The sequence below is a fragment of the Bacteroidota bacterium genome, assembly GCA_016720935.1.
Taxonomy (GTDB): domain Bacteria; phylum Bacteroidota; class Bacteroidia; order AKYH767-A; family 2013-40CM-41-45; genus JADKJP01.
In genome coordinates this window covers 829611-854551 of sequence record JADKJP010000007.1, presented here as the reverse complement: position 1 = coordinate 854551, position 24941 = coordinate 829611, and the positions used below count along the sequence as shown (strand labels likewise).

Sequence of the window (24941 nt, the reverse complement as noted above, 5' to 3'; positions counted from 1 at the left end):
AAAGGGAGGCTGCGGGCTGGGAACTGTTCAAGGTACAGGGCCCAGTATCCAGGTGAATGTATGTACAACAACCAGTTATTATGTGCGGGGGAGAAGGTGGAGGCTGTGGTCCAACATCCTGTGTATCGGTTACCATTCAGGTATTAAATCGCCCATCTCTACCTGGTTCAATTAGTGGCCCGACCTTTGGCTTGTGTAATTTGACCGGTGTAAGCTATTCAATTTTACCTGTAAGCGGCGCAACCTCATACCAATGGACTACAAGTCCGGGCATTTCGATAACTTCGGGGCAGGGCAGTACTGGAATCACAGTATCGTTTGGCGGGGGATGCACTTCCGGGGGTACGATTAGTGTGAGAGCTGTGAATAGCTGCGGAACTTCCTCGACAAGATGCCTCTCGGTTTCTACAGTACCTTCTTCCCCGGCGTCAATTAGTGGACCAGGCGGCGTATGCCACAACCAGATATATGCATACAGTAGTCAGCCTGTCCAAGGGGCTACATCCTATACATGGTCAGTTCCTCAGGGAGCTTCTATTTTAACAGGACAGGGCACAGTATCAATCTCAGTACGAATGGGCAATCGATCAGGACAGGTGAGCGTGAAAGCCAGAAATACATGTGGTTATAGTAATCCAAAAACAAAGACCACATCTATCTCTTGCAGGGAAGCTGAGGTTTTTTCGGTTGGCGTCGATGAAGTTCAGGTCTACCCTAATCCAACTGCAGAAAACGTTACTCTGAAATTCACGATGACTGAACAAGGCAAAGTTCATTTAGAACTATTGGACTTAGCCGGAAGGAGCCTAATCAAATTGGATGCCGAATACGTTGCGGCTGGTGAGTACACCCTTGAATTACCACTTATTGATCAAGGTCTGGCTCCTGGTACATACCTCATTCGGGTTATTCGCAATGAAAAGCAGGACGTGGTACGAATTGTACTGAGCTATTGATACACCATAGATGTAATAGCTACTACATCCCTGTCTGTCAGGTGAAGTAGTAGCTATTACATGTTAATACTATTGAATGATCATACTCTAGTTTTTCATTAATAAAATTTTGGATGAGATATTTGTAAATTTTCCTTGAACATGAAGTATATATATACCATTACTTAAAAGTAATAGATCATTTCTGTCCAAATTAATTTTATTTATTCCAAAATCTAACCTTCCGCAGCTAAATATTCTGAGTAGGCGTCCTTGTACATCAAATAAGCTAATGTTTATGTCATCGGGATGAATGAGATTTAATTTAATACTAGATAATATTGGATTTGGCGAAATAATAAGTTGTGAAGAAGGTACACTTATTTCCGATTTTCCGGTGTTAAAACCGAGTTTAAACCATGATCAATTGTTTGTTGAATTGAATATGCCCCCTCATTGTCAGAACCACCACAGGAGTTTTTCCATTCAATAAATCCCTGATGATCAATTTTAAAAATCCAGCAATCATAATTCCCATGTTTACCACTTACAGAGCAGCAAGGACTTGCATGTAATGTTATTCAACACGCTATTGAACTTCCCTGCCCCCTCGGCTTTCCTCCAAATTTTCCAAACTATAGACTGGGAGCCTTGACTGGCAGCGCATGCGATAGTCTGGTAATTGACGCAATTACTTCTCTTCCTGCCTCCAATCTTTTTCACATCTATCCCAATCCTGTTAGAGGTGAACAGTTCACTATTTCATACCCTCAATTGAAGCAAGATGTCCAGTTAGAAATTTACAATTTATTCGGCAGCAAATTGAATGAAACAATATTACCATCCGGCAACTGGAGTATGAAAATTAGTGCAGAAAATTTATCAGGAGGGGTCTATTTTGCTTGCCTTCGAAATTCGAAAACTAGCGAAGTGATAAAGTTTTTTGTAGCTCAATAAACGAGACTCTGGCATTTGATTGATTGAGAAATTTTAAAGCTGAATCTAGTTCATTCCCGAAAATGAAAAAAAATATTTTTAGATGTTGATTGAGTTCTATTAGGGCTGAAAAACACTCAAATTCGCAATTTTATGCACTAAAGAGTTCGGAATCTGCCCAGAAGGGGCTACATTGGAGTGGAAGTGTATGTGGAAGTGCAAGTTTCAAAATCCTTGAAACCTAAAACTTCCACTTACCCTTCCACTTTTTTTTTGTGCCACGATTTGATCTGGGAGAGTTAGTGGATGTGTAAGTGTAAGTTTTAAGTTTCAAGTACTTAAAACTTAAGACTTACACTTCCACTTCCACTATTTTTTAACCCTTCATTTGGAGTAGAAAAGTTAGTAGATGTGTAAGTGTAAGTGCATGTTTCAAGAATATAAAACTTCCACTATATTTTCCGCCTTTATTTTTTTTCAGTACCTATTAAGTTTTTTTTATTCACCATCAAACACAGTTTTTACTTCCCAACTTTTTATCGGTGTTTTGAAATTAAAACCACACGATGTTCGATTTTGAAAAATTACTTGTTTACAAAAAAGCGACAGTCTTCAATTCGAAAATTTATTCTTTGCTTTTAGCAAATAAAAATATTGATAGGGAATATCGGGAACAACTTAAGAGGGCTGCGTTTAGTATTCCTTTAAACATAGCTGAGGGAACTGGAAGAACTGCCAGAGCAGATCGACGACGTTTTTATGTAATTGCAATTGGTTCAACCTTCGAATGTGTAGCCATTCTTGATCAGCTGAAAACGCTCAATTTCTTGTCTGAAGAAGTCTATTCCGAAATTTATTCATTTGCATTTGAGATGACCAAAATGTTGTTTGGATTGGAAAAAAGTTTGAGGTAAAAGCTCAGGATGATAAGTGGAAGTGTTAGTGGAAGAGTAAGAGTAAGTGGAAGTTTTAAGTTTGAAGTACTTGAAACCTGAAACTTCCACTTACTCTTCCACTTCCATTTCCACTTTTTTTTGTAAGTCTGCCGGCGCAAAAGCTTTCTTTAAAGACCAGGCCCAGCGGGGAATCAATCCCCGAAAACTACTTTTAGCCATTGAACTGATATTCCGGAGGCAGACTCTAATTCAACTCTTCCAAAATAAGTTCCGGAAACTAATTTATCCCTGTCAATTGTGATTGTGGATTGTTCCTTTTTGAATTCTTTTACCTTTCTCATCTGGGCATCGTACAAAATAAATCCAATTATATTTTCATTCCCTTTACATTCAATTACAGAATGATCTCTTACTGGATTTGGGAAAATGCGAACAGCGTAATCTTCCTTAACATTATTCAATCCCACAAGCACCAAAGTATACGGCTGAGAAACAACCAAACATCCATTGGAATCAGAATACGACACTGTGTAATCGCCTGAACTGAGAGGAGTAATTGTATCCCCTGTTGCTCCCGGAATTAAAATACCATCAAGATACCATTCTTGTGTTCCACTATAAGAAGAAGTTAAAATAGGTGATTGATAGTTAAGAAATGGAGGAGTCGTTGGAGGAAAAAAACTGATATCAATCGTATCTGAAACATCACTGCATCCGAGAGAATCAATTGCAAGCACAGCAACCGATCCGGTTGAAGTAATCATCGTAAATGATGTAGTGTCACCGGTTGACCATTGATAAGTACTGGCGACGCCGGCATTCAGAATCAAAGTGTCCTGATCGCAAACAGAAATGGAGCCGTTGGGTGTTACGCTAATATTAAAATTATCTCTGGAGATTATTTTTGTGCCTGGTACAGCTGGACAATTTCCATCAACAATTTCAAGAGTATAGGTTGCAGGAAAGTTACTGCAAGGGAATCTGAAACAGCTCCGGGAATGATGTTCGAATTGTATGACCATGTATATTGCCAGTTGGGGTTTGTATTGACAGAAATGAGATACAAAGTATCACCGGGACACAAGATCTGAAGCGGACTTGCCATCAGACTTACTGCCGGAGGTTGCGGAGAAAATTGGGCAGTGTAAGCAGCCATCGCATCACAACCTGTCAAAGAATCCGTCAGGTAGAAAGAATACAAACCATTTTGAGTAATGAATAGATTGTCAGTATTCGCGCCGGCAGAATCGATTCCATTTATCTTCCATTGATAGGCATAATGTCCTTGAAAATGGTTTCCATACAATTGTAAGGTGTCGCCCAGGCAATATTCTAAAACAGCTGGTTGTATTCCGGCATAAGGACTCGCAATCATTGAAACAGTCACAGTATCTGAATATGCATAACATCCGAATGAATCGGTCATGCTATATAAGAAACTTTTAGTCGCGCCGTTCATGGAAAAATACAAAGTGTCTGTATTGACCATATATTGAGATCCGGAACTTAGGTACCAAATATAAGTGTATCCCTGTTGTGCCGTTGTTGTAATCAGTATGGTATCAGGATAACAATGTCCGGTTAATTCAGTTGTATCAATTGGAGACGGAACTGGCAATGGTCTTACGATGACTGCAACATTCCTCGTGAAAATATTTCCCAGTGAATCTGTGATTGTGAGTATGTAATTTCTATTTGAACTCACTGAAAATTCCGGAGCCAAAACTGTATCGGAAGAGAGTCCGGTAGTTGGTGACCATGAATAACGCAATGGTTCTTTTGATAAACCACCAGCGCTCTCGGCTGAACAGGAGCGCCGGCGCAGGAATAAATTGTATCTGAAATATCGATAACTGTGGAATCTGAAAGGAAGCGATAATAATAGCATTCATTCATAAATCCTGCTGATCCCGCGGAATTGCGGTGAGATCTGGAAAATATAATATGTCCCAGATTATCATATTCATTGTATGTATAACTTGAATTACCGTTACCGGAATAACTATTGATAATATAATCTCCATACGCATTATAGGAGTAATATTGGTGTGTGGTTGAAGAGTCCTGAAGATTAAGAGAATTGCGACTGAGGGTTCTGTTTGAAGAATCACGAACAACTAAAGCTAAATTCCATACATACCAACCACTTCCCATCTGCCACCAATAGCTTTTAACGCTGTCACTTTGAAAGGCGACATCATATGTTGTTACCCTTCTTGTGTCAGTCCCTACCCAGCTTCCTGATGTATTATCCCAAATCTCATAATACTCATCAATCACTCTTTCCAAAGTGTCGCGGATCACTACGTGCCGGCTATGATCAACCCATGCACCTGCCCAATTTTCGCTGCTTTCACCTATGTAGTACCAATTCGAATCCCATCTCATTATTTTTCTCTCCACAGGATTCCAATTACTTCCATTCAATATCCATGTTATTGAAACCTCCTGATGTGCTATTGAATCCATTTGTATACTCTGCGAAGAAGTGTTATGTCCGGATCTGGTATAAATGGAATCAACTACACCCTGCATTGAATAATGAGACAAAGTGTAAACATTTGAATCCCATACAGCATTAATGACATTCCACATTTCAAGTTGATTAAAAGTTCGGTTTCCTGCGGAATCGTATGCGTAAGTAGATTTACATATTGGAGTCATTGATCCACTTGCACTGTTATATGAAATCGAATTGATAACCTGACCAAGGTTATTATATATATGAATAACACTGTCATCTGCTATAAAATTTGCTGCAGGATAATCACCGGATGCATTGGTGTAATATTGCAGAAGTCTAAGTGAGTCATAACGTTCAATGTGTCGTGTAGTCCCATTCCAATTCGGTGTGGGCAGCCGATTGTCCAATTCGTTGCAGTACACGTAAACGAGGGAGTCCGGAGTAAGGGCAGAGCTGAAGTCGGAGAAAAGAATGAGAAAGAAAATGAAAAGTAAAAATTGCTTCATGTCGATTTTATCTTATTAAAATTAGGATCATTGATTCACTAAAATCATTTGGAAAATTATCATTCATGAAATCTTTATTTTATATCCTTTGAGCATTAAGGTACTAATTTAATCATATTTTCTATGATTTCGAACATGCGAAAGAAATGTTTTGAACGTGTTTGAATAATTAAAAATCCACATCGTTTTAGCGCAAACGCGAAATCATCAAATCCATTATCTAAACAATTTACCTTCCCATGCAGAATCCGCCGGGCCCGGTCTTTAACAAAAGCCTGTGCGTCAGAGGGAGGTTCTTATGTTGCTAATAATTTAAACCACAATAGGAATTCAAGATAAGGTTGTAAACAGTATGCTGCTGAAATGAATAAAATGATTAAATTTCTAAGGTCTTTGTCTTAATAACGGGCCAAGTCCGCTGACGCGCAGGCTTTCGTTAAAGACTTGGCCCAGCGGGAAGGAGGAACACCATTTTTCCCTGTACTTCTTTCAAATTCCGACATTTACTCAAGTTCTAATTCCAATTTTTCTTTTAATCTACTTTCACTGGTTGAAATAGTTCATCCTATGAGTTTCTGAAAAAAATAATTCATAAAACCGTTACATTTTAATTATTAATCTAGGAGGTTCATACTCGGTTTTTATATAATACAAACCATTTGAGTATCCTGCGAAGGATATTTGTTGAAAGGTACTTGAAACTCTGAATTCCATTATTTTTACACCAATGCCAGTATAAATTGAAATCAATTCTCCCGGTTTTAAATTATCTAGATTAAGTACCGAATTCAAGGGATTCGGGTAGATTGAAATAATAGTATCGTTTACGAATTTATCAATCCCGGTAGAAAATCCAAGTTTCACAATCCAAGCATCAAAACAACTGTCGGGATCGAAACAATTTAATCCTCCATGATTTCCAGTGACATCACCGTCAAATGAATTCGAATACCCGGAAATTAGAATATCACTGTTATCCAATGATACAACTGAAGCAGGATGATCAAAATACGAACCACCAAGACATTTTTGCCACAGTAAATTCCCTAATGAATCTATACAAATTAACCAATTGTCCATCAAGCCATGAAATCCTGTCACCTCCCCATCATCTGACAAAGTTTCACTCAATATTATTAAACCACCACTTTCCGTTAATTTCATAGAAACGGGATAGTCAGAATTAGATCCTCCGAATGAATTTTGCCATACTATTTGTCCTAGGGAATCGATTTTAACGACCCAGGTATCGAAGTACCCATGATTGTTTGTTACATCACCATCATTAGACATCGAACCACCAGAAACGAAGTATCCACCAACTCTATCTGAAATTACACTAATGGCTTGTTCATCGAGCGTTCCGCCAAAACAATGTTGCCATACAAATTGACCAAGGCTATCAATTTTTACAACCCAATAATCGGTATGACCATGCGTTCCAGATACATCTCCGCCATCCAATTCAACATTTCCTACTAATACATATCCACCATCATTGGCCAAACAAATATCACTGCATTGATCATAATAAATACTTCCTAAAGTTTTCTGCCATTGCAGATTTCCGGAAGAATCTAATTTTACAATCCAAAAATCATCTGAACACCCGCTACAACCATGTTGGCCAATAACGTCAACATCATTTGAATTAGAAATTCCTGCGAGAATAACACCCCCATCATTCGTAGATTTTAGAGATTTTAAGTCTTCATTTTCAGTGCCACCTAATACTCGTTGCCAAATAACATTTAAATTACTATCAGTTTTAACAATCCAATAATCACTGTTTCCTATACAACCTGTAACATCTCCATCACACGAACTTGTTACTCCACCAATATAAAATCCACTTTCATTTGTAAGATCAATGGATGCTGCGCTTTCTCCTGCACTCCCTCCGAAACATTTTGAATGAATTACATTTCCAATACTATCAATCATTAAAACCCAAAAATCTGAATTGCCGTGATTGTTGGAAATATCTCCATCGTTTGACAATGCTGCTCCTGCCAATGAAAAACCGTTATCAGTTAAAGCTTTAATTGATATCTGTGCGTCAGAAGATGTGCCACCAAAAGATTTTTCCCATAAAATAAGTGGCGCTTGAGAACATGCACTACCCAGACTTAAAAATAATATCAAAAGTGTAAAGCAATATTTAATTTTATTATTCATGATCACAATTTTACAAACTTAGAAAAATTGGAATTATTTATTTTAATAATATAAATCCCAGGATTTAAATTGTGTACATCAAATTCATCTGTACTAGATTTGATTGATTTCCAATATACACAATCTCCAATGGAATCATACACTTTCACAACATCTCCAATCGCTGCATTTTCAATAAATAAAGTGTTGGATACTGGATTAGGATAAATGGAAAAATCGATCCCCTCATTAGTAATTTGACTAGTTAACCTAGCAGTGCACGGATAACAATCTGCAGGACAGGTAGCAGGTATATTTGAAAGACACATATAACAATTATATGCATCTGTGACCTCATTCAAATAAGGTGCTCTTCTTAATTTATTGGTGCATGGAAGATTGGGGAGAATTTGATGATTTGTGAAATAAAATGGTGGGTAAAAATCATATGAGCCATTACTTACCGTGTACAAGTTATTATTCAAATTATTGAAATTATAAATCGATCCAAGTGTATTATTAACTCTTAATCCGTAATTATAGAAATTGCAACGCTGCAATGTGACGAAATTCCACGGGTCAATACCCCAGAGAAATATGCAATTCTACTTTCCTTATTACTAATAAAGTCACAGTCCTGAAACAATGTTCTAGCGCAAGCTTGAAATTCAATCATGTAACCTGCATCTGTATTAAATGGAGGTCCCACACAATCATCGTATATATTATTATTATGACTAAGATTATTATATTCTTCAATAAAACGACACTTTGAACCAAACAATCCAGAAACTTTTACAAATTTTGTGTTGTTATTATTTGTGCATGTTTGGCAATCTCTTGCTGGATAAGGTGCAGTTACTGTTCCATAAAATTCACAACCTTCAAATTTAAAATTTGGGTTAGGAACCATGATAGTGTATGTAAAAGCTGGAGTATATCCTTCATTAGCGGCAAATTTACAACGAGTAAAAACGTGATTTTTACATGCACCAAAAGAATTCAAAGCAGATGCTTCTAGCCCACAATATTTATTGTACATGAACTCACAATCAAAAAATTTACCAACGCCAATTGAGTTGCCCCCAAAATATTCAAAATCAGCACCAACCAATTCGTGGCTACTAAATCTACCGACAGCGTTGTAATTGAACTGAGTATTAGTGAAGGTAATCACACTTCCACTTCCCCAATCTAATCCTACACGATCATTCTTATTAAACTTGCTGTTACTAATGGTTATATCCAGGCTATGATGAAATTTATAATAGGGGTAGTAATTATCAAGAATGACAATTCCATCCCTTCCAAAATTATGAACATTTAGATTATCAATGGAAACATATGTTGAAGTCTGCAGTGATATGCCATCCGATGGCAATTGAATTCCATCACAATAATGTCCTCCATACATATAATTTTCATTATTGCCATCAAATTCAAGGTCTCTAACTATAACATTTTTTACAATTTCTAAGAACTAAAAATGAACCTGTAAATGCACAATACGGGTATTGAAAAGCTCCACATTGAGATAAATCACAACAGTTGCCTGTATTGAATATGTATCTATCACCAGTTGAAGGATCAAACATTCCAAATCGCATACAATTCTCAAATTTAATTTTAGGAGGAGTACCAACAACTTTTCCTTGAATCACCAAATCTTCACAATTATTGAAACACATAATATCTTGACCTGTTAGATAGAAGCCACCACCGCGACTTTGTTCCCCGACGATATAAGTTCCAGGAGGAATGTTTAATATTCCGTGCCCATTTCTTGCATTAAAAAAATCAACAGCTGCAGAAAATGCACAAGTAGAATTATAATTCCCAGTAGGGTCAGCGCCAAAATCCAGATAAATGTCTTTGTAACAATATCCTGTTCCACATGGGCTTGGACTTTGAGTTTGACACACAACGGAAGGATTAGCATGATAACACCCATTAAAATAAGAAGCGATTCTCAATCCTTGACTAGTCTGACAACCATTAGCATCAGTTACAGTTAATGTGTAAGTTCCAATTGGTACATTGTATAGATCCGGTCCCTGTGTATTGCTATTTGACCATTGATAAGTATATTCCGGAGTTCCTCCTTCAACTTGTGAATATACATTTCCATCAGTTGAACTATCAGTTGTAGGGGGATCATATAATAATGTAATATAAATTCTTGGAGGATCATAAATATTAACCTGACCCATAGTGGAACAGCCATTATTATCTGTTACCCTAACCTTGTGTATTCCTGCAATAAGATTACTAATGGTATCAGTATTAGTACTATCAAGTAGCCATAAATATTGATAAGGGCCATTTCCTGATGTAACTTCTACTTTTGCTTTACCATCATTCCCTTCAAAACATGTTAGATTGGCTAAATTAAATACTTCTATAGCAGGACCACCATTTTCTAAAATTTCAACACTATCTTTTATCATACACCCATTAGCGTCCGAAATGATCACAGAGTATTTTCCTGAATTTAATTGAACAATAAAGGAATCAATTGAACCAGAAGACCATTCGAAATGATACGGAGGTACACCACCAGATACAACACAAATCGCATTTCCAGTTGTTTGGCCACATGTTGTATTATTAGAAATCATTGTCGATGACATTTGGCTTGGTTCAGGAATGGTAATGGATTTGAACATTTTACATTGATTAGAATCTTTAACCATAATTGTGTACATACCAGAAGGGATATTAATCAATGACGGTGTTGTGTCAATTGAGTTTATCCATTCATATTGAAATGGACCATTTCCTGAAATTACATGTGTAAAAATAGCGCCAGTGTTTGTGTTCGTACACATTAAATATTTAATGCTATCAACATTTATTTCTGGTCCTGATGAATCAGGTAGAGTTAAAAAATATTTCTGAACACAGTGATTAGAGTCTTTTACCAGAATTTCATATATGCCAGATGTTAATTCAGTGGCTACCGAATCATTTCCTCCATATGGGAACCAATTATAAAAATATGGAGGTTCTCCCCCTTGCAAATGAATAGTAGCAACACCATTCGAATCTCCGCATGATGTTGAGATTGATGAAAAATTTGCAAAAATAGAATCTGGTTCAATCACAGCACAAGAATCATAATTAATACATCCTGAAGGATCAACCATTGTGAACAAATATGTCCCTTTGTTTAAATTATTTCTTAAAGGCTTGTTATCGCCAGGAATTGACCATACAAATTTATAGTTGGTTAGGTCGATATTACTTTCTATTGAAATACTGCCATCGGCTGCTCCAAAGCAACTGATATTACTTATTTTTTTTGAATAAACTATTGTGGGACATTCTTGAATGCCTGCGACAAATTGAGTACACCCAGAATCCGTTGAAGCTGTAAATCCTGGCAATAAATTTACTTCTGTCGTAGAAAGAATATTCACAGAGGAATTATTTGTTACACTAACATGTCCGGATGAATATGGAACAATAATTTCTCCATTGTAAAAATAAGTCTTTGAAGTTGTTAGCGGTGTATCAATAATCGGTGCACTTGGTAACTGAGCAAATACTTGATTATTATGCAAGCAAAACCCAAGCAAGATAAAAGCGACAAGAAAACGAATAATCTTTTGCATGGCAAAATAGTTTAAGAATTGTTCAACATTACTTTTTCACTTGCACAGAAAGTGCATCTAGTTTGGTGTTCAGATTCACGTTTTCGGATTGAAGCTTTTCAATCTTTTCGTTTTGCTGAACCAAGTAAAGTGTCAATTCCTCAATCTTTTGAAGAAGTTTTGTTTGCATTTCACCCAAGCTGTTCCCGGATTGTTCAACTTCTGAAGCAGAAGGAATCTCAGGTAGATGCTTATTCTGATTTATGAATTGTTTCAATTCATGCAGCGGCATCAGTTTATATTCCGGCTTGAAAACAAAATCTGGCCAGGTTGAATGTAGTTTTACTTTCACTTCTTCACAAATAATTTTTCCATTTACGGCCAACTTGTACCCGGAAGGGATTTGTGAAGTACCAATTCCAACATTCCCTGTTGTCGGAAGATTGTAAATATCATTTGTATGGTTACAATAATCTGTCACCCATCTATTTGTTGGTGTGACACATGGTTGCTGACTTGTACCGTGTGATCCAATTCTTAAAACACCTTGACTATCCACAAATACTGATCGAAGACTGTCGCTCGAAATGGTGTCCACTTTTAAGGCACTTTTTAGCTCTACCATTCCTGTACTATAGATTCTCAAGCGTTCTGTTCCGTTAGTCCGGATTCTGAAATCTTTATTGTCATTTGTGCCGATATAGTTTGAGTCTGCATTTGTTCCGGCATTTCCTTTTACAGTCCAATCTTCTCTATCTGGTTGTGTAAGTGTAATTTCTTTCGATTTGGTACATCCATTTACATCAGTGACGACAAGAGAATAATTTCGTGCGATCACCGCAGAAAGGTTGGCAGTTGTTTGGCCGGTATTCCATAAGTAAGTGTATGGACTCACACCACCATTTGCATTACTAGTGACATAACCATCTGAACAATTAAAGCAACTAGTATTCTTTCCATTACCATATGTCGTAGCTGCGAGGTCGTAATTTATTGCGGCAGGTTCTGTCAATACGATTGAACGAGTAAGATGTGCGGCATTCGCATCATATATTTGAACAGTGTAAGTACCTATCTTTAATGAATCTATGGAATTTGTAGTGTCTCCAACATTCCATGAATAAGTATAAGGAGGAACCCCACCATCGACTGTTAAACTTAAACTGCCATTGGATCCTCCATAACAAGAAATATTATACCCATGTTGCAAGGGACTTGATAAACTAACCACATGAAGTGGTGTTGGTTCAGTCATAGTAAAGGAAGCAGTATGTGTACATTGATTATCATCTGTGATAGTAACAGTATAAGTTCCCGCGGTTACGCTTCCCAGATTTTCTTCGTCAATTCCATTACTCCAATGAAAAGTGTAGGGTGGAGTACCTCCGGAAGGGCTTAAATGGATTTGTCCATCATCTGCACCTTGATAAGAAATATTATATCCTCCTTCGTAAACCGTTAATTCCGGTGAAGTTGTTATAGCTGTTACATCATAAATTTTTGCACTTTTGAATGCCGTGTCATTATTTCCATCGATTACAGTGAATACATAATCACCTTGAACAAGGTTCGTGATTTTTTTGGTATACGCGGTGAAAGTTCCGTTAGTCCATTGATATGAATACGGCGGAACTCCGCCAACTATTACGGCCTCCATTGCTCCATCATGCACTCCATGGCAAGTAATGTCAGTTCCGCTTGGATACTTAATAATGGTGATGACTACATCCAGGTCAGAGCCGTGTGATAAGTTTGAAATAAGAATGAAAGTGAATAGGAATAAAATGTAAATGATTGAATTCTTTTTCATGATGAATTTCTTTTTGAAAATGTTTTGGAGACTATTTGCAATTGCTTCCACAATGTATACAAATTAATTACTGGATTAACAACTGAAAAAGTTGGTTTCGCCAAAAATGACAAAAGGACGAGAAAAAGATTAATAGTCTACTTAAATTCTATTTAGACTGATTATAAATTACGGTTCAAATCCTAAAAGTTAAGGCAGTTTTCATTAGTAATATTGTATAGTATTGAACCAAGTTGAAAATTGAATTAGTTAGATACACTGATCACTTTTTTCCATTTATTATTTAACTCAATATCATTGGGGATGCCTTTTGAGATTGCATATTTTAACACACCAATGATGTTTTTGGAGTGAGTTACTTTTATTATTTTATTTCTATAATACTCAACTGTTCTTGGGTATGCAGCTGAATTGAATAAAATGATTATATTTCTAAGGTCTTAGTCTTAATAACGGGCCAAGTCCGCTGACGCACAGGCTTTCGTTAAAGACTTGGCCCAGCGGGGAATTTATTTATTGTTTCTATGTTTCTTACCCCGAATTACTTCGAAACAATAATTTTCCGCTGGCACACAGGCTTTCGTTAAAGACTTGGCCCAGCGGGAGTATGTAATGGCAATAATACAAATTTTCGTGAATTCTGAAATAAAAATATAGAGATAAATTTCATATATGCATACAGTTTGAATGTATTATCTTGATCAGTTTACTAATTTGAACCGTCAAATACAAGTAGGAATTATGCAATACATATCAATTGATATTTGTGGATATGTGAAATTTTAATCAATTGTGAATTATTCTTTAGAAAAAAAGTCTATACTATAGATTGTAATTTATTTATTGTTTCTAATGTTTCTTACCCCGAATTACTTCGCAACAATAATTTTCTTTGAATAGATTATTTCAGAATTATCGAAAATGTTAATCTGATACAGACCGGAAGAAAGGGTCATCGGAATTTTTAGAACTTCATTTTTTCTGAATGAATGCATGTTGTTGTAAACTTCATGTCCATTGATATCTCTGATAATAACTTTCCCTTCAAATAGATCTTTATCGGTATTTACAAAGAGATCTCCTGCGGATGGATTGGGAAAAATCTGTAGATTAATTTTTGATTGTCCGGTTGAAAGAATGCCGGTTTGTGAATCAAGTTTCAGAGCCCAAATATCACTGTTTATGCTATGATTTCCACTGACATCATGATCATTGGAATAGGTATAACCCGTTAGAAGCACAGACCCATCATTATTCGCGCAAATTCCATAAAGATCATCCTCTGCTGATCCTCCCACAATAGTGGACCAAATTGGATTTAGAGCTGTATCAACATGAAGAATCCATCCATCGAAATCACCGTAATTATTATTTACATCTCCATCATTTGATAAACTGGAACCGGTAATGATGATAGAACCGTCGATTGATTTGGAAATTCTCCAGGGCGAATCTTCATCGGTTCCTCCAAAACACTTTTCATGTAGTATTTGTCCGGATGCGGAATCTACAACCACAGTCCAATAATCTCCATTGCCATGATAGCCGGTTACATCTCCATCAAAAGAGTATGTATTGGCTGCAAAAAAATATTTACCTCCGGGGAGCTTGCAGACGTTGGTAGTCATGTCATCTTCCGATCCTCCATACACTTTCTCCCATTGAAGATTACCCAGGTTGTCAATTTTTGTAAGCCAGATATCTGCGGCACCATGATTTAAACTCACATCATAATCGTCAGAAAAGGCATAACCTATTACCATAAAAGAATTTACCGAGTTTTCAATTATTTCGTAGGCAACATCATCATCGGATCCTCCATAGGTTTTGATCCAATTAATTGTTCCGGATAAATCCATTTGTAATACAAATTCATCCATCCAGCCATGATTCACGGTGAAATCTCCATCTGAGGATTCTGTACCACCGCAAACTAAAATTTTATTTGATGAATTTACCAGGACACTTAAGGGGCAATCGTATTCTGCTCCACCGACACTTTTCTGCCACTGTAAATTTCCGAGAGAATCAATTTTAAATATCCAGATATCTCCGTTTCCATGATTTGCAGTAACATCTCCATCGTTTGAGTCAGTATTGCCGGCGATGATGAATCCTCCGTCAGGTGTTTGAGCCGCATCTAAAGCTATGTCGCTTCCACTACCTCCATAGGATTTTTTCCAGACAAGATTTAAATTTGAATCAAGCCGTAATAGCCAAACGTCATCAAATCCATGCACTGTAGTATTTGCAAGGTCGCCATCAATTGAACTGGTCATTCCAACAACAAGGAATCCATGGTCTCTGGTCTGAATCAGATTCATGCTTAAGTCGTCATCAGATCCTCCATAACAATGTTGCCAAGAAATCGCTGCAGTGGCTGATTGAAAGTTCAAACAGGAAAGGATACAGGAAATTATGATGACAATTGACCGGAATTTAGTGAAGGGATAAAATTCGATGTTGTTCATGTGAAAAGAATTAATGATCCTAAGTACAATTGCTGCTTCTGATTCAGCAGAAAATGGAATATCAATAGTAATGAAATATAACTGAAAAGAAAAGGTTGGATCTGAAAATTAATAAAGTTCAAATATGAAATTTATATGGATTACATGCATAAGTTTATCCGTAAGTTATTTCATTGAATTCATACATTTATTAGGCTTTTGACTTAGAGTAGGGTCAAGTCCGCCTGCGCACAGGCTGGCGTTAAAGACTTGACCCAGCAAGCAAGTAGAATTTCATTGAACCGGGTTATTGCCCGGTAAAATATTTTTCTTCAATACATCCAGATAAGCCTGCTCAACTTCCATTCCCAGTTCTTTTGCCTTTAATGCATCCTGCAATGCCTCATCGTATTTTTTCAGAATGAAATAATTGCCGGAGCGGTTGTAATAGGCTCGTGCGAGTTTGGGATTGTATTTGATTGCATCTGAATTATCGCGAATGGAAAGCTCGTAATAGTTCATAGCTTCATTCATATTGCCGGCATCCTGATTTTGTTTCGCCAGAAAATAATGGGCGAGTCCGCGATTGTAATATGCATCCGAGTAGTCGGTTTTTAGTTCAAGTGCTTTGTTCAGATCACGAATGGCTTCGGGATACATTTGTTTGTCGATATAACCCTTGCCACGACCGCCATATCCTTTGATGATGTTCGGGTCTTTTCCGAGAGCGTCGTCCCAGATGCTGATGGTGTCTTTCCATACTTTACAACGGGCATTGGTGATACTGCAATTGACAATCAGAAAAAGAAAAAGAGCGGATGCTGCAACCGGATACCAGGTTTTGTATTCCTGTTTTTTTCGGTTTTGATACAGGAAGTTTATTCCTTCTCCAATTAAAAAGAAAATGCCGATATAAGGAATATAGGTGTATCGTTCCGCCATCATCGCGCCACCGACAGGAAGCAATTGAAGGATCAGTGCAATGCTGAAAGTAAAAAACAGGAAACCGAAAAATATTTTTTTTGTTTTGCGTAAACTGAAGAATGCCAAAACTAAAAGCGCAAGTGATAAGATTGGGAAAACGATGTACCATGAATAAGTTCCGGCTTTTGGATAATCATAAAAAGTTGAAAGTTGAATTGGTAAAATGGATTTCCAGAAATAGGTGATAAAGCTGTATCCTGCGAAAAGGAATCTGTCGTATAATGGGCGTACAGTGGTGACGATTGCTTCAAATTCATTCTGAGCCTGGATGGCTACCAATCCGGCGATGACACCAACTATAAGGAAAGGAATCTTTTCCAGAATTACTTTTGTCCGGGTTAATTTTCGGTTGAAATAAAAATCCAGCAAAGGGAGAAGTCCAACCATGGCTACTGCCATCGCTTTACTCAGCAAAGCTAAAATGAAGAAAATGAAACAAAGGATATAATACGCGCTTTTCTCTTTTCGTATATACAAGATGTAAGCCGACAAAGCGGCCATTTCAAACAGGCAATAGAGTAAATCTTTTCGTTCGGAGATCCAGGCAACACTTTCGACATGCATGGGATGAAGTAGAAAAAGCGCCGCAGTGATGGAAGCTACCAGTATTCTTCCTGAAAGCAACCAGATAAATAAATAAACCAGAATGCCATTGATTAAATGCAGGAGTACATTGTTGGTGTGGTAGGTTTTCGGATCAAGCTTGCTGATTTTGTATTCAACCGCATACGAAATCATGGTGATCGGATGGTAGTTTCCCATCACATATCCTGTATGCGGAGAAAAACTTTTTTTGATGAATGCTGAATTCAGCTCCCGGATGTCGTTGTTTTCGGTGATGTAATTGCTGTCGTCCCAGCCGGTGATTGAGTTTTTCAGGGCCGGAGTATAAACAAGATAGGTGAGGATCAACAATGGAATAATGGCCAGCCATTTCAACCGGGAAGGTGGGGACTTTTCTTTAGATGAAGTAATTTTTCCGGAACCGCCAGGAATATTTTTCTTTTTCGAATTGGACATATGAATAAATGAAAAACAAATTATTTCATTGAAATTATTGCTTTATTAAACTGTCGGTTACCTGAGTGCCGTCAGTCTGTTCAGACAGGTTTCTTGGTGGAAAATAAGTGTTGTATTTCCAGAAGAGCAAGAGGGCGAAAATCATGAGTATGATTTGTCTTCTCAGAAATTCTGAATGTTTGCCCATGATATAGCCTGTGAATATTAAAACAAATAAAAGCGCTGCACCCAGAATCAGCATAAAATTAGCATCAGGCCAGTGCTGAATTTTAAAGAGGATTCCGATAGTCGCGATACTGCAGGCCATTCCGCCAACACGGCTTCTCATATCAGGAGGCGGGTTTCTTTTTAATATCATTGCTGTCTGCAGAAAATAAATTGTTGCCAATGCCCCAAGCGAAAAGACCAGCAGCATCCCGCTAAAAGGCCAATGCATTATTTTGAAGAGCATACCAAGGACAGCCACCGAAATGCAAATTAGTTCCAATTTCGGAAGTAAAGATTTTGGAGCGGGAGGTTCCGGGCTATCCAGAGGAGTAGAATAAGTCATCATGTAAATGTTTAGTATTGAATCATCCTTCGTAAATATATTTATTTTATTGAACATCGTTCAAAATAAACACAAGAATGTTTGTTTTGAAATGTTGGCCCCGATGGTGCTAAGCAGAATTAAACTACCTTCGTTCAATGATTGAAATAGGTAAATACAACCGTCTGAGAGTAAAAAGCGCCGCGACCATTGGCTTGTACCTGAGTGATGGTGAAGCGGATATTTTGTTACCCATAAAGTATGTACCTGAAGGGGTATCTACAGGAGATTTTCTGGATGTGTTTGTTTATCTGGATAATGAAAACCGTCCTATCGCGACAACGCTGAAACCAAAAGCCTGCGTCGGAGATTTTGCATTTCTTACCGTGAAAGATGTGAACGCTCACGGTGCTTTTCTGGATTGGGGAATCGCCAAGGATATTTTTGTCCCATATGCGGAACAACGTACGGGAATGGTAAAAGGAGGGAAGTATCTCGTTTACCTCATGATCGATGATGTTTCCGGAAGAATTTCTGCTACGTCGCGATGGGGGAAACACATTGAAAAGGACGCTGATTACGAAGAAGGCGATGAGGTTTCCTTGTTGATTGCCGAAAAAACTGACCTGGGATATAAAGCAATCATCAACAATCGTCATGAAGGTTTGATTTACGCGAATGAAGTATTCTCCGGGATTCAGGAAGGCGATTCTCTTCGCGGGTATATCAAACTTGTTCGAGAGGATGGAAAAATTGATTTGCGTTTGCAACCGGAAGGTTATGACGCAGTGCGGGAAGCGATGAATGTAATTGTGGAGCAACTTAAAGCGAATGCCGGACTGATCGCATTGGGCGATAAAAGTTCGCCTGAAGAAATATACGCCCGTTTTAAAATGAGTAAGAAGATTTTTAAGAAAGCGATCGGAGGTTTGTTCAAGGATCAGCGGATCGATTTATCGGATCACGAAATCCGTCTGCTTGAGAATACTGAGGAATAATCGAATTTATCAGGCTTTTGTCGGCCTGCAGGATTTCTCAGGTATTCATTGAAATACCGCAAAATAGCTTCCGGCAAGGGTTTGTAAAGCTTTTCCGGCCTATATTTAATTCTTTTTTTTATATTCGCATTGCTCCCCCTGCGCATCACTGCTGTCATCGATTTCTGAATTTATTGGATGAAATTTATTTCCCGTTTGATTCCTTCACGCGGAGGCAAGGGTTATTGCCTTTTGTGCCAAAAGAAAATCCAGCTTATAATAGGATTTATTTTTGTGCAGATGATGGCTTGTGCTCAGCAATTGGATTCGATTCATTTGTTTGCGTACAATCTTTTGAATTATCCCGATAATGCTGCAACAGCCGCAGATACTACTCTTCGAAATCCATTTTACAGAACTATATTTTCGAATGCCAATCCGGATATTCTTGTTGTTGAAGAATTAAATTCCGAAGTCGGCATGAATATTTTACTGACAAATGTTCTGAATGCGAATTCGAATAATTATTCAGTCGGTACTTTTCTGGATGGTCCGGATACTGACAACGGAATATTTTTTAAATCATCGAAATTTATTTTTCTCGACAACAAAGCTATTCAAACGGATCTGAGAACGATTAATGAATTTTCATTGATTCATCTTCTTTCCGGTGATACAATCAGGATCTATGCAGTACATCTCAAGGCAAGCTCCGGAACAGCGAACGAAGCGCAGCGTGCTGTGGAAGCAGATAGCTTGCGAAAAGTCACTAACGCTTTGCCTGCAGGAAGTAATTTTATTGTTTGTGGTGATTTTAATTTTTACGCTTCTTCCGAAAGCGCATATCAGAAATTACTTGCAGTTCAACCCGCGAATGAAGGTCATTTTATTGATCCGATTGTGATGAGTGGAACATGGAACAATTCTGCTTATGCGATGTATCACACACAATCTACCCGAACCCGTTCTTTTGGCGGTGGTTCAAACGGTGGAGTTGATGACCGATTTGATATGATTATGTATTCTCAGGCCATCCAACAGGCAGGCGGAATGAATTATGTTCCAAACTCATGTCTTCCCTATGGGAATGATGGTTTGCATTACAATGATTCAATCAATAAACAGCCGAATAATTCTGTACCTGTCGCCGTGGCAAATGCATTGCACAATGCATCGGATCATTTACCGATCAGGGCTACATTTACTTTTGAATACGGGACTGTGCAACAATTGGACGCAGGAATTATGGCGCTTGTTTCACCATCAGCTCAAAACTGTGTAAACTCAGATCAGCCTCTCACCATTAGCATCAAGAACTTTTCTACCTCGACTCTCGATTTTGCAAATCATCCACTTGATGTGAGAATACATGCAATAGATCCAAATTCTTTGAGTCGCACATTTACTCAGACAATCTCATCCGGATCATTGGGAGCAGGAGCTGTGATGACGTTCACATTTGATTCATTGTATACAATGAATTTATCCGGGTCTTATTCATTCACAGGAGGGTGTACTTTGTCCGGAGATGTAAATACGGCAAACGATACTTTGATGCAAGCCAATGCACAGGTAAGTGCTTCTCCGGCCGTGAGCGTTACACCATCCGGACCATTGATGATTTGTTCCGGTACCAAAACATTAACAGCAACTTCCGGTTTGTCGTATTTGTGGACAAATGGAGCGACGACTTCCTCCATTTCGGTATCAGATACCGGACAATACGCGGTGACAGTTACAGTTGCGGGTGGATGCACGGCAACCTCGGCTCCGGTGAGGGTTTATTCAGGTGGAGTAGCTTCATCGGCGACACTTTTCAATGAATCCATGGGTTCTGTAGGCGGTACAACTTTAATATCGTTTCATGAATCCGCGAATGGTTTCGATAATGATAGTCTTACGATGTCGGGTACCGGAGATGTACGGAATACTTCTTCTTCATTGAATAAATACCCCGTAGCCTCCGGAGGAGCAAATATTTTTCTTACCAATACTATCGGTAAGAATTTTATAATATCGGGAATCAATACTTCCGGACTGAACAACATTCAACTTTCTTTTGGTGTTTTCAAAGGTTCTACTGCTGCCAATGGATCTGAATTACAGGTAATGGTTAGTACGGATGGAGTCAATTATTCTTCCCTTTCTTTTTCAGCATTGTCAACTGCATCAGCTGACTGGAGCTATCGGACAGCAACGGGTACTATTCCGGCAACTTCAAATTTGCGCATTCAATTCCGGCAAAATGGCACCGCATCAAGCTATAGGATAGACGATGTTTCATTGACTTATTCAGCGGGTAATCCTGTAATTACTTCCAGCGGTTCCTCTGTTTTTTGCCAGGGTGATTCTGTTATTTTAACTTCCAGTCCGGGTAGTTTTTATCTGTGGAATACAGGAGAAACGACACAAAGTATTTCTGTTAATTCAAGTGGAAATTATACGGTCGAAGTTAGTTGTGCTGTATCCGCGCCTTTTGCCGTAACGGTGAATCCATGTCAGACATTTACCTTAAACTTAAAAGCATTTATTGAGGGATTTTATCTTGGGAATCAATCCATGAATGCAGTAATTGATCCTGTAGTATATCCTTTGTTATGTGATACGATTACAGTACTGTTGGCTGAGTCGACTTCGCCATATGCTATCGTTGCCAGTGACAGAAATGTTCTGAGCATCGATGGTAACGGTCAATTCAGTTTTACCGGTTTGAATTCAGGAAGTTCTTATTACGTGATCGTTCGCCATCGAAATTCCCTTGAAACCTGGAGCTCCGGTACGATTTCTTTTACTAATTCAATTGCAAGCTTTGACTTTACCACTTCCAGCACACAGGCATTCGGAAACAATCTGAAAAATGTAAATGGTGATTATTGTATTTTCTCCGGGGATGTTTCGGGCAATGCGGGCTTGCAGGATGGAGTGGTTGACGGATATGATTTTGATTCGATAGAATCAGAGGCCGCAACGTTTCAAACAGGATACAGAACTGCGGATTTGAATGGTGATAGAATCGTTGAGTCTGTTGATTATTCATTTATTGAAAACCAATGTTCGAATTATATATTTCTCTTAAAGCCCTGATGAAAAGCCTGCTTTGAGTAAGAAAGCCATTGGCGTCATTCTGAACAAAGTTGGATTGCGTTGTGATTTTTCTGGATCGGATTGATATTATTTTCAAACAACTGTAGCCATTTTTCCTTTTGTTATTGTCCTTTTGCGGTCTTGATTATTCATGAGGATTTAAGCAATGGATTGTTGATGATATTCTATAATTTATAGTTCGCAAGTGCCGTTTTTTGTCTATTTTTCATACATTGAAGAGTTCATTTGATCATTAAAAAATTTGAATCCATATGCAGTTGCAACAACATTTTTCTTGTACAAATAATGGGCATTCTGAAAGTTTGAGAACCGATTTTTACAATGATCGGAGAAGTATTTTTTCAAAGAAGTTTCAAGCTGAGAGATGTTTGAAAATTAAATATCTGTTGATTGTTTATCTGTTCCTTGGTTCATATAGCACACTTTTTGGAGTGCCATCAAATTTTACCGGAGATTGTAAAAATGATTCCACTGTTATTACGACGTATTATCAAAGATCAGATGCAAGTTCATTTGTTACAGCATATACAGAAATAAAATCCTTTGATCTTGACTCCGGTTTATTCAATCGTTCTTTGCAGAATGGAATTCCGTGGACTGCAACTACGTATAGTAATGGAGTATGGGATGATGTGGATACAACATTTTCAATCGGTGGACAAATCGAAGAGATACTTACCCGCAGAGGGTCCGTTACCGGATGGAATAATTTTTCTTCGGTAACTTATTCCTATTCTCCGACCGGTTTGATCACTGAACAAGCCGAGCGATCCTGGAATGGATCGGCATGGGATTCGGTGTCGCATAGTTTCTGGCAGTATGATTTGCAGGATAGATTGACAAATTTTGAGCGTTATGTTTTTTCATCCGGACAATGGAACAACGACAGAAAAATGGATGTTGCCTATAGCGGAATTCATCCTTTTTCAAAAACCTACAGTCGGGGAAATGGTACTACATGGACCAATGATTCGATGCTGGTATTTACATACGCGGATACCTTACGTACAATGCTGGATCTAAGTTTTTGGGATAGTACGCTGGTGACATGGATAAGTTATGCTCAAGTACCGTATCAGTTGATCGAAGGAGATTGGGTCGCGAGAATCACCAGAAATTTGCCGATTACAGTAAGTGGCATCCCTGCTGTGGATACTGTTGTGTATGATCTGGATACACTTGAAAATATTATGTATTGGAAGAACGCTCAGTTTACCGTGATGGACACAGTGAATTTGGGTAATAATGAATCTTCTTATTCTAGTGTCGAATACAATCTTTACCAGGGAGAAGTGAAAATTCATGTCACTACTTACAGTGAATCAATGATGGATTTGGTTAGCGGTGATACTTTGTGGTACGAATATTTCCGTCCAATCGTTGAGACCTATTCTTATGATCAAAATAACAGATTGGTGTTGACACAAGTGATAGGAGGGTGTACAAATCCTTGTTCCGGCACTCACGAATATTCATATGATTCTACCGGATTTCTTTTTGCTGAAGAAATGCTTAGTTCAACGATGGTGAGTGACCGGTTCACTTTTATCCATTATTATCTTGCCGATTCCTCAGCGATGAATATCCTGGTTCCTGATTGGGATTTGGATCCTTATGTATGCAGAGGTTCTGAATATCAGACACACTTTCTCCTTGCAGGTGGTTGTCAGCCTTATCAGGTACAATGGTTTCCGGCGACAGGTTTGTCGTCAGATACCATTTTGGATCCAGTGATTACTGTTGGGGATTCGATCATGTATACTGTTGTCGCCCGGGACAACGCCGGACATGTGGATACTATTTATTACAGCGTGCATCCAGCGCTGGAAGAAACACTTACTGTAGATACATCAGGTTGTTTTGAATTGGCAATTTTGTCAGTTGTCGATCTGCCTTCAGTTTATTATCGATGGTACAGAGACGGGCAGCTTATCAGCGGTCTTGATTCGAATATATGTGTTGTCACTCAACCCGGAAATTATTCGGCCCAGGTTTCTAAGTATTCATATAGTCCGTATTACGGATCGCTTGGGTGTGATTATTATTCTGATACAATCACTGTGTCACTTCCGGTTGTATTTCAATCCGGTGATTCATTGTATACAAATTTACCTGCACTGAGCTATGAATGGTATGTTGATGGAGTATTGTATGCATCAGGACCGAATCCTTATGTGATCGCGAATGTATCGGGAGATTATACTTTAATTTTGGTTGACTCGGCAGGATGCGAACGTGAATCGGATATTTATCCGGTGATCACTTCAGGATTAGCATACTGTTTCGGAAAATGCTGTCAGTATTTTCCCGAATCCGGTCAACACTAGTCTGAGTGTATTTTCAGACTTAATGAAAGATCAAGCTGAGATGTGTATCAGGGATCTTACCGGACAAGAAATTGCCTGTCAAAGCATGAATGGTACCAATCATTTGGTTGATGTTTCCGATCTTTCCGATGGATTTTATTTTCTCAGTATAAAATCCGGGAAAATGGTTTCCTATAAACGATTTGTTATCGAAAGATGAAGCTGATTGTTATTGTTTGATCTTAAGAATTCGAAGATTTACTCTTTGTTGAA

General features: G+C 38.1%; 18 protein-coding genes. 7 read left to right on the top strand and 11 right to left on the bottom strand.

What is annotated here, in order from left to right:
* Positions 1-56 precede the first annotated feature (56 nt).
* Positions 57-956: a T9SS type A sorting domain-containing protein gene (locus IPP86_17555; protein ID MBL0140307.1), complete on the top strand. Its 900-nt coding sequence runs from the start codon at positions 57-59 to the stop codon at positions 954-956.
* A gap of 87 nt (positions 957-1043) precedes the next feature.
* Here the strand turns inward: IPP86_17555 and IPP86_17550 are convergent, their stop codons facing one another.
* Positions 1044-1319, bottom strand: coding sequence for a T9SS type A sorting domain-containing protein (locus IPP86_17550; protein ID MBL0140306.1), 276 nt, complete (start codon positions 1317-1319; stop codon positions 1044-1046).
* 267 nt (positions 1320-1586) lie between these two features.
* Between IPP86_17550 and IPP86_17545 the strand changes: the two genes are divergently transcribed.
* Both IPP86_17545 and IPP86_17540 read left to right on the top strand, forming a co-directional pair.
* Complete coding sequence (locus IPP86_17545) at positions 1587-1892, top strand: T9SS type A sorting domain-containing protein (protein ID MBL0140305.1); 306 nt, start codon at positions 1587-1589, stop codon at positions 1890-1892.
* Positions 1893-2437: 545 nt separating this feature from the next.
* Positions 2438-2785, top strand: a complete 348-nt coding sequence (locus IPP86_17540; protein ID MBL0140304.1) for a four helix bundle protein — start codon at positions 2438-2440, stop codon at positions 2783-2785.
* Positions 2786-2958: 173 nt separating this feature from the next.
* On the opposite strand, the gene IPP86_17535 is transcribed toward IPP86_17540, so the two are convergent.
* The 10 genes from IPP86_17535 to IPP86_17490 form a co-directional block, all read right to left on the bottom strand.
* Complete coding sequence (locus IPP86_17535) at positions 2959-3789, bottom strand: T9SS type A sorting domain-containing protein (protein ID MBL0140303.1); 831 nt, start codon at positions 3787-3789, stop codon at positions 2959-2961.
* Positions 3790-4468: 679 nt separating this feature from the next.
* Positions 4469-5737: a hypothetical protein gene (locus IPP86_17530; GenBank protein MBL0140302.1), complete on the bottom strand. Its 1269-nt coding sequence runs from the start codon at positions 5735-5737 to the stop codon at positions 4469-4471.
* Between the two features lie 600 nt (positions 5738-6337).
* Positions 6338-7915 (bottom strand): T9SS type A sorting domain-containing protein, encoded by a 1578-nt coding sequence (locus IPP86_17525; GenBank protein ID MBL0140301.1) that lies wholly within the window; start codon positions 7913-7915, stop codon positions 6338-6340.
* A gap of 2 nt (positions 7916-7917) precedes the next feature.
* Positions 7918-8379, bottom strand: coding sequence for a T9SS type A sorting domain-containing protein (locus tag IPP86_17520; GenBank protein MBL0140300.1), 462 nt, complete (start codon positions 8377-8379; stop codon positions 7918-7920).
* Positions 8380-8420: 41 nt separating this feature from the next.
* Positions 8421-9308: a hypothetical protein gene (locus IPP86_17515; protein MBL0140299.1), complete on the bottom strand. Its 888-nt coding sequence runs from the start codon at positions 9306-9308 to the stop codon at positions 8421-8423.
* Positions 9309-9342: 34 nt separating this feature from the next.
* The gene (locus IPP86_17510; GenBank protein MBL0140298.1) at positions 9343-11508 is read right to left on the bottom strand and encodes a hypothetical protein; all 2166 of its coding nucleotides are present in this window, start codon (positions 11506-11508) and stop codon (positions 9343-9345) included.
* 28 nt (positions 11509-11536) lie between these two features.
* A complete protein-coding gene (locus tag IPP86_17505; GenBank protein ID MBL0140297.1) occupies positions 11537-13297 on the bottom strand; it encodes a SprB repeat-containing protein in 1761 nt (586 codons plus the stop codon).
* Positions 13298-14166: 869 nt separating this feature from the next.
* Positions 14167-15768 (bottom strand): T9SS type A sorting domain-containing protein, encoded by a 1602-nt coding sequence (locus IPP86_17500; protein ID MBL0140296.1) that lies wholly within the window; start codon positions 15766-15768, stop codon positions 14167-14169.
* Between the two features lie 273 nt (positions 15769-16041).
* Entirely contained in the window at positions 16042-17751 is a 1710-nt protein-coding gene (locus IPP86_17495; GenBank protein MBL0140295.1) for a tetratricopeptide repeat protein, read from the bottom strand.
* Positions 17752-17785: 34 nt separating this feature from the next.
* Entirely contained in the window at positions 17786-18304 is a 519-nt protein-coding gene (locus IPP86_17490; protein ID MBL0140294.1) for a hypothetical protein, read from the bottom strand.
* A gap of 134 nt (positions 18305-18438) precedes the next feature.
* Here IPP86_17490 and IPP86_17485 point away from each other — a divergent pair, with 134 nt between their 5' ends.
* The 4 genes from IPP86_17485 to IPP86_17470 all read left to right on the top strand — a co-directional run bounded on the left by IPP86_17485 (position 18439) and on the right by IPP86_17470 (position 24888).
* Positions 18439-19278, top strand: coding sequence for a hypothetical protein (locus IPP86_17485; protein ID MBL0140293.1), 840 nt, complete (start codon positions 18439-18441; stop codon positions 19276-19278).
* A 177-nt stretch (positions 19279-19455) separates the two neighbouring features.
* Positions 19456-22341: a hypothetical protein gene (locus IPP86_17480; GenBank protein ID MBL0140292.1), complete on the top strand. Its 2886-nt coding sequence runs from the start codon at positions 19456-19458 to the stop codon at positions 22339-22341.
* 407 nt (positions 22342-22748) lie between these two features.
* Positions 22749-24689 carry a hypothetical protein gene (locus IPP86_17475; GenBank protein ID MBL0140291.1) on the top strand — a complete coding sequence of 647 codons (1941 nt, stop codon included), beginning with the start codon at positions 22749-22751 and terminating at the stop codon, positions 24687-24689.
* Positions 24664-24888: a T9SS type A sorting domain-containing protein gene (locus IPP86_17470; GenBank protein MBL0140290.1), complete on the top strand. Its 225-nt coding sequence runs from the start codon at positions 24664-24666 to the stop codon at positions 24886-24888. The genes IPP86_17475 and IPP86_17470 overlap by 26 nt, the downstream gene beginning before the upstream one ends.
* Positions 24889-24941: the final 53 nt, after the last annotated feature.

Excerpts from the sequence above, each read along its gene's own strand:
- IPP86_17535 (MBL0140303.1), bottom strand. The coding sequence starts at position 3,789 with ATGGTCATACAATTCGAACATCATTCCCGGAGCTGTTTCAGATTCCCT.
- IPP86_17530 (MBL0140302.1), bottom strand. The coding sequence starts at position 5,737 with ATGAAGCAATTTTTACTTTTCATTTTCTTTCTCATTCTTTTCTCCGAC.
- IPP86_17540 (MBL0140304.1), top strand. The coding sequence starts at position 2,438 with ATGTTCGATTTTGAAAAATTACTTGTTTACAAAAAAGCGACAGTCTTC.
- IPP86_17485 (MBL0140293.1), top strand. The coding sequence starts at position 18,439 with ATGATTGAAATAGGTAAATACAACCGTCTGAGAGTAAAAAGCGCCGCG.
- IPP86_17490 (MBL0140294.1), bottom strand. The coding sequence starts at position 18,304 with ATGATGACTTATTCTACTCCTCTGGATAGCCCGGAACCTCCCGCTCCA.
- IPP86_17555 (MBL0140307.1), top strand. The coding sequence starts at position 57 with ATGTATGTACAACAACCAGTTATTATGTGCGGGGGAGAAGGTGGAGGC.
- IPP86_17505 (MBL0140297.1), bottom strand. The coding sequence starts at position 13,297 with ATGAAAAAGAATTCAATCATTTACATTTTATTCCTATTCACTTTCATT.
- IPP86_17510 (MBL0140298.1), bottom strand. The coding sequence starts at position 11,508 with ATGCAAAAGATTATTCGTTTTCTTGTCGCTTTTATCTTGCTTGGGTTT.
- IPP86_17480 (MBL0140292.1), top strand. The coding sequence starts at position 19,456 with ATGAAATTTATTTCCCGTTTGATTCCTTCACGCGGAGGCAAGGGTTAT.
- IPP86_17525 (MBL0140301.1), bottom strand. The coding sequence starts at position 7,915 with ATGAATAATAAAATTAAATATTGCTTTACACTTTTGATATTATTTTTA.
- IPP86_17495 (MBL0140295.1), bottom strand. The coding sequence starts at position 17,751 with ATGTCCAATTCGAAAAAGAAAAATATTCCTGGCGGTTCCGGAAAAATT.
- IPP86_17515 (MBL0140299.1), bottom strand. The coding sequence starts at position 9,308 with ATGTATGGAGGACATTATTGTGATGGAATTCAATTGCCATCGGATGGC.
- IPP86_17500 (MBL0140296.1), bottom strand. The coding sequence starts at position 15,768 with ATGAACAACATCGAATTTTATCCCTTCACTAAATTCCGGTCAATTGTC.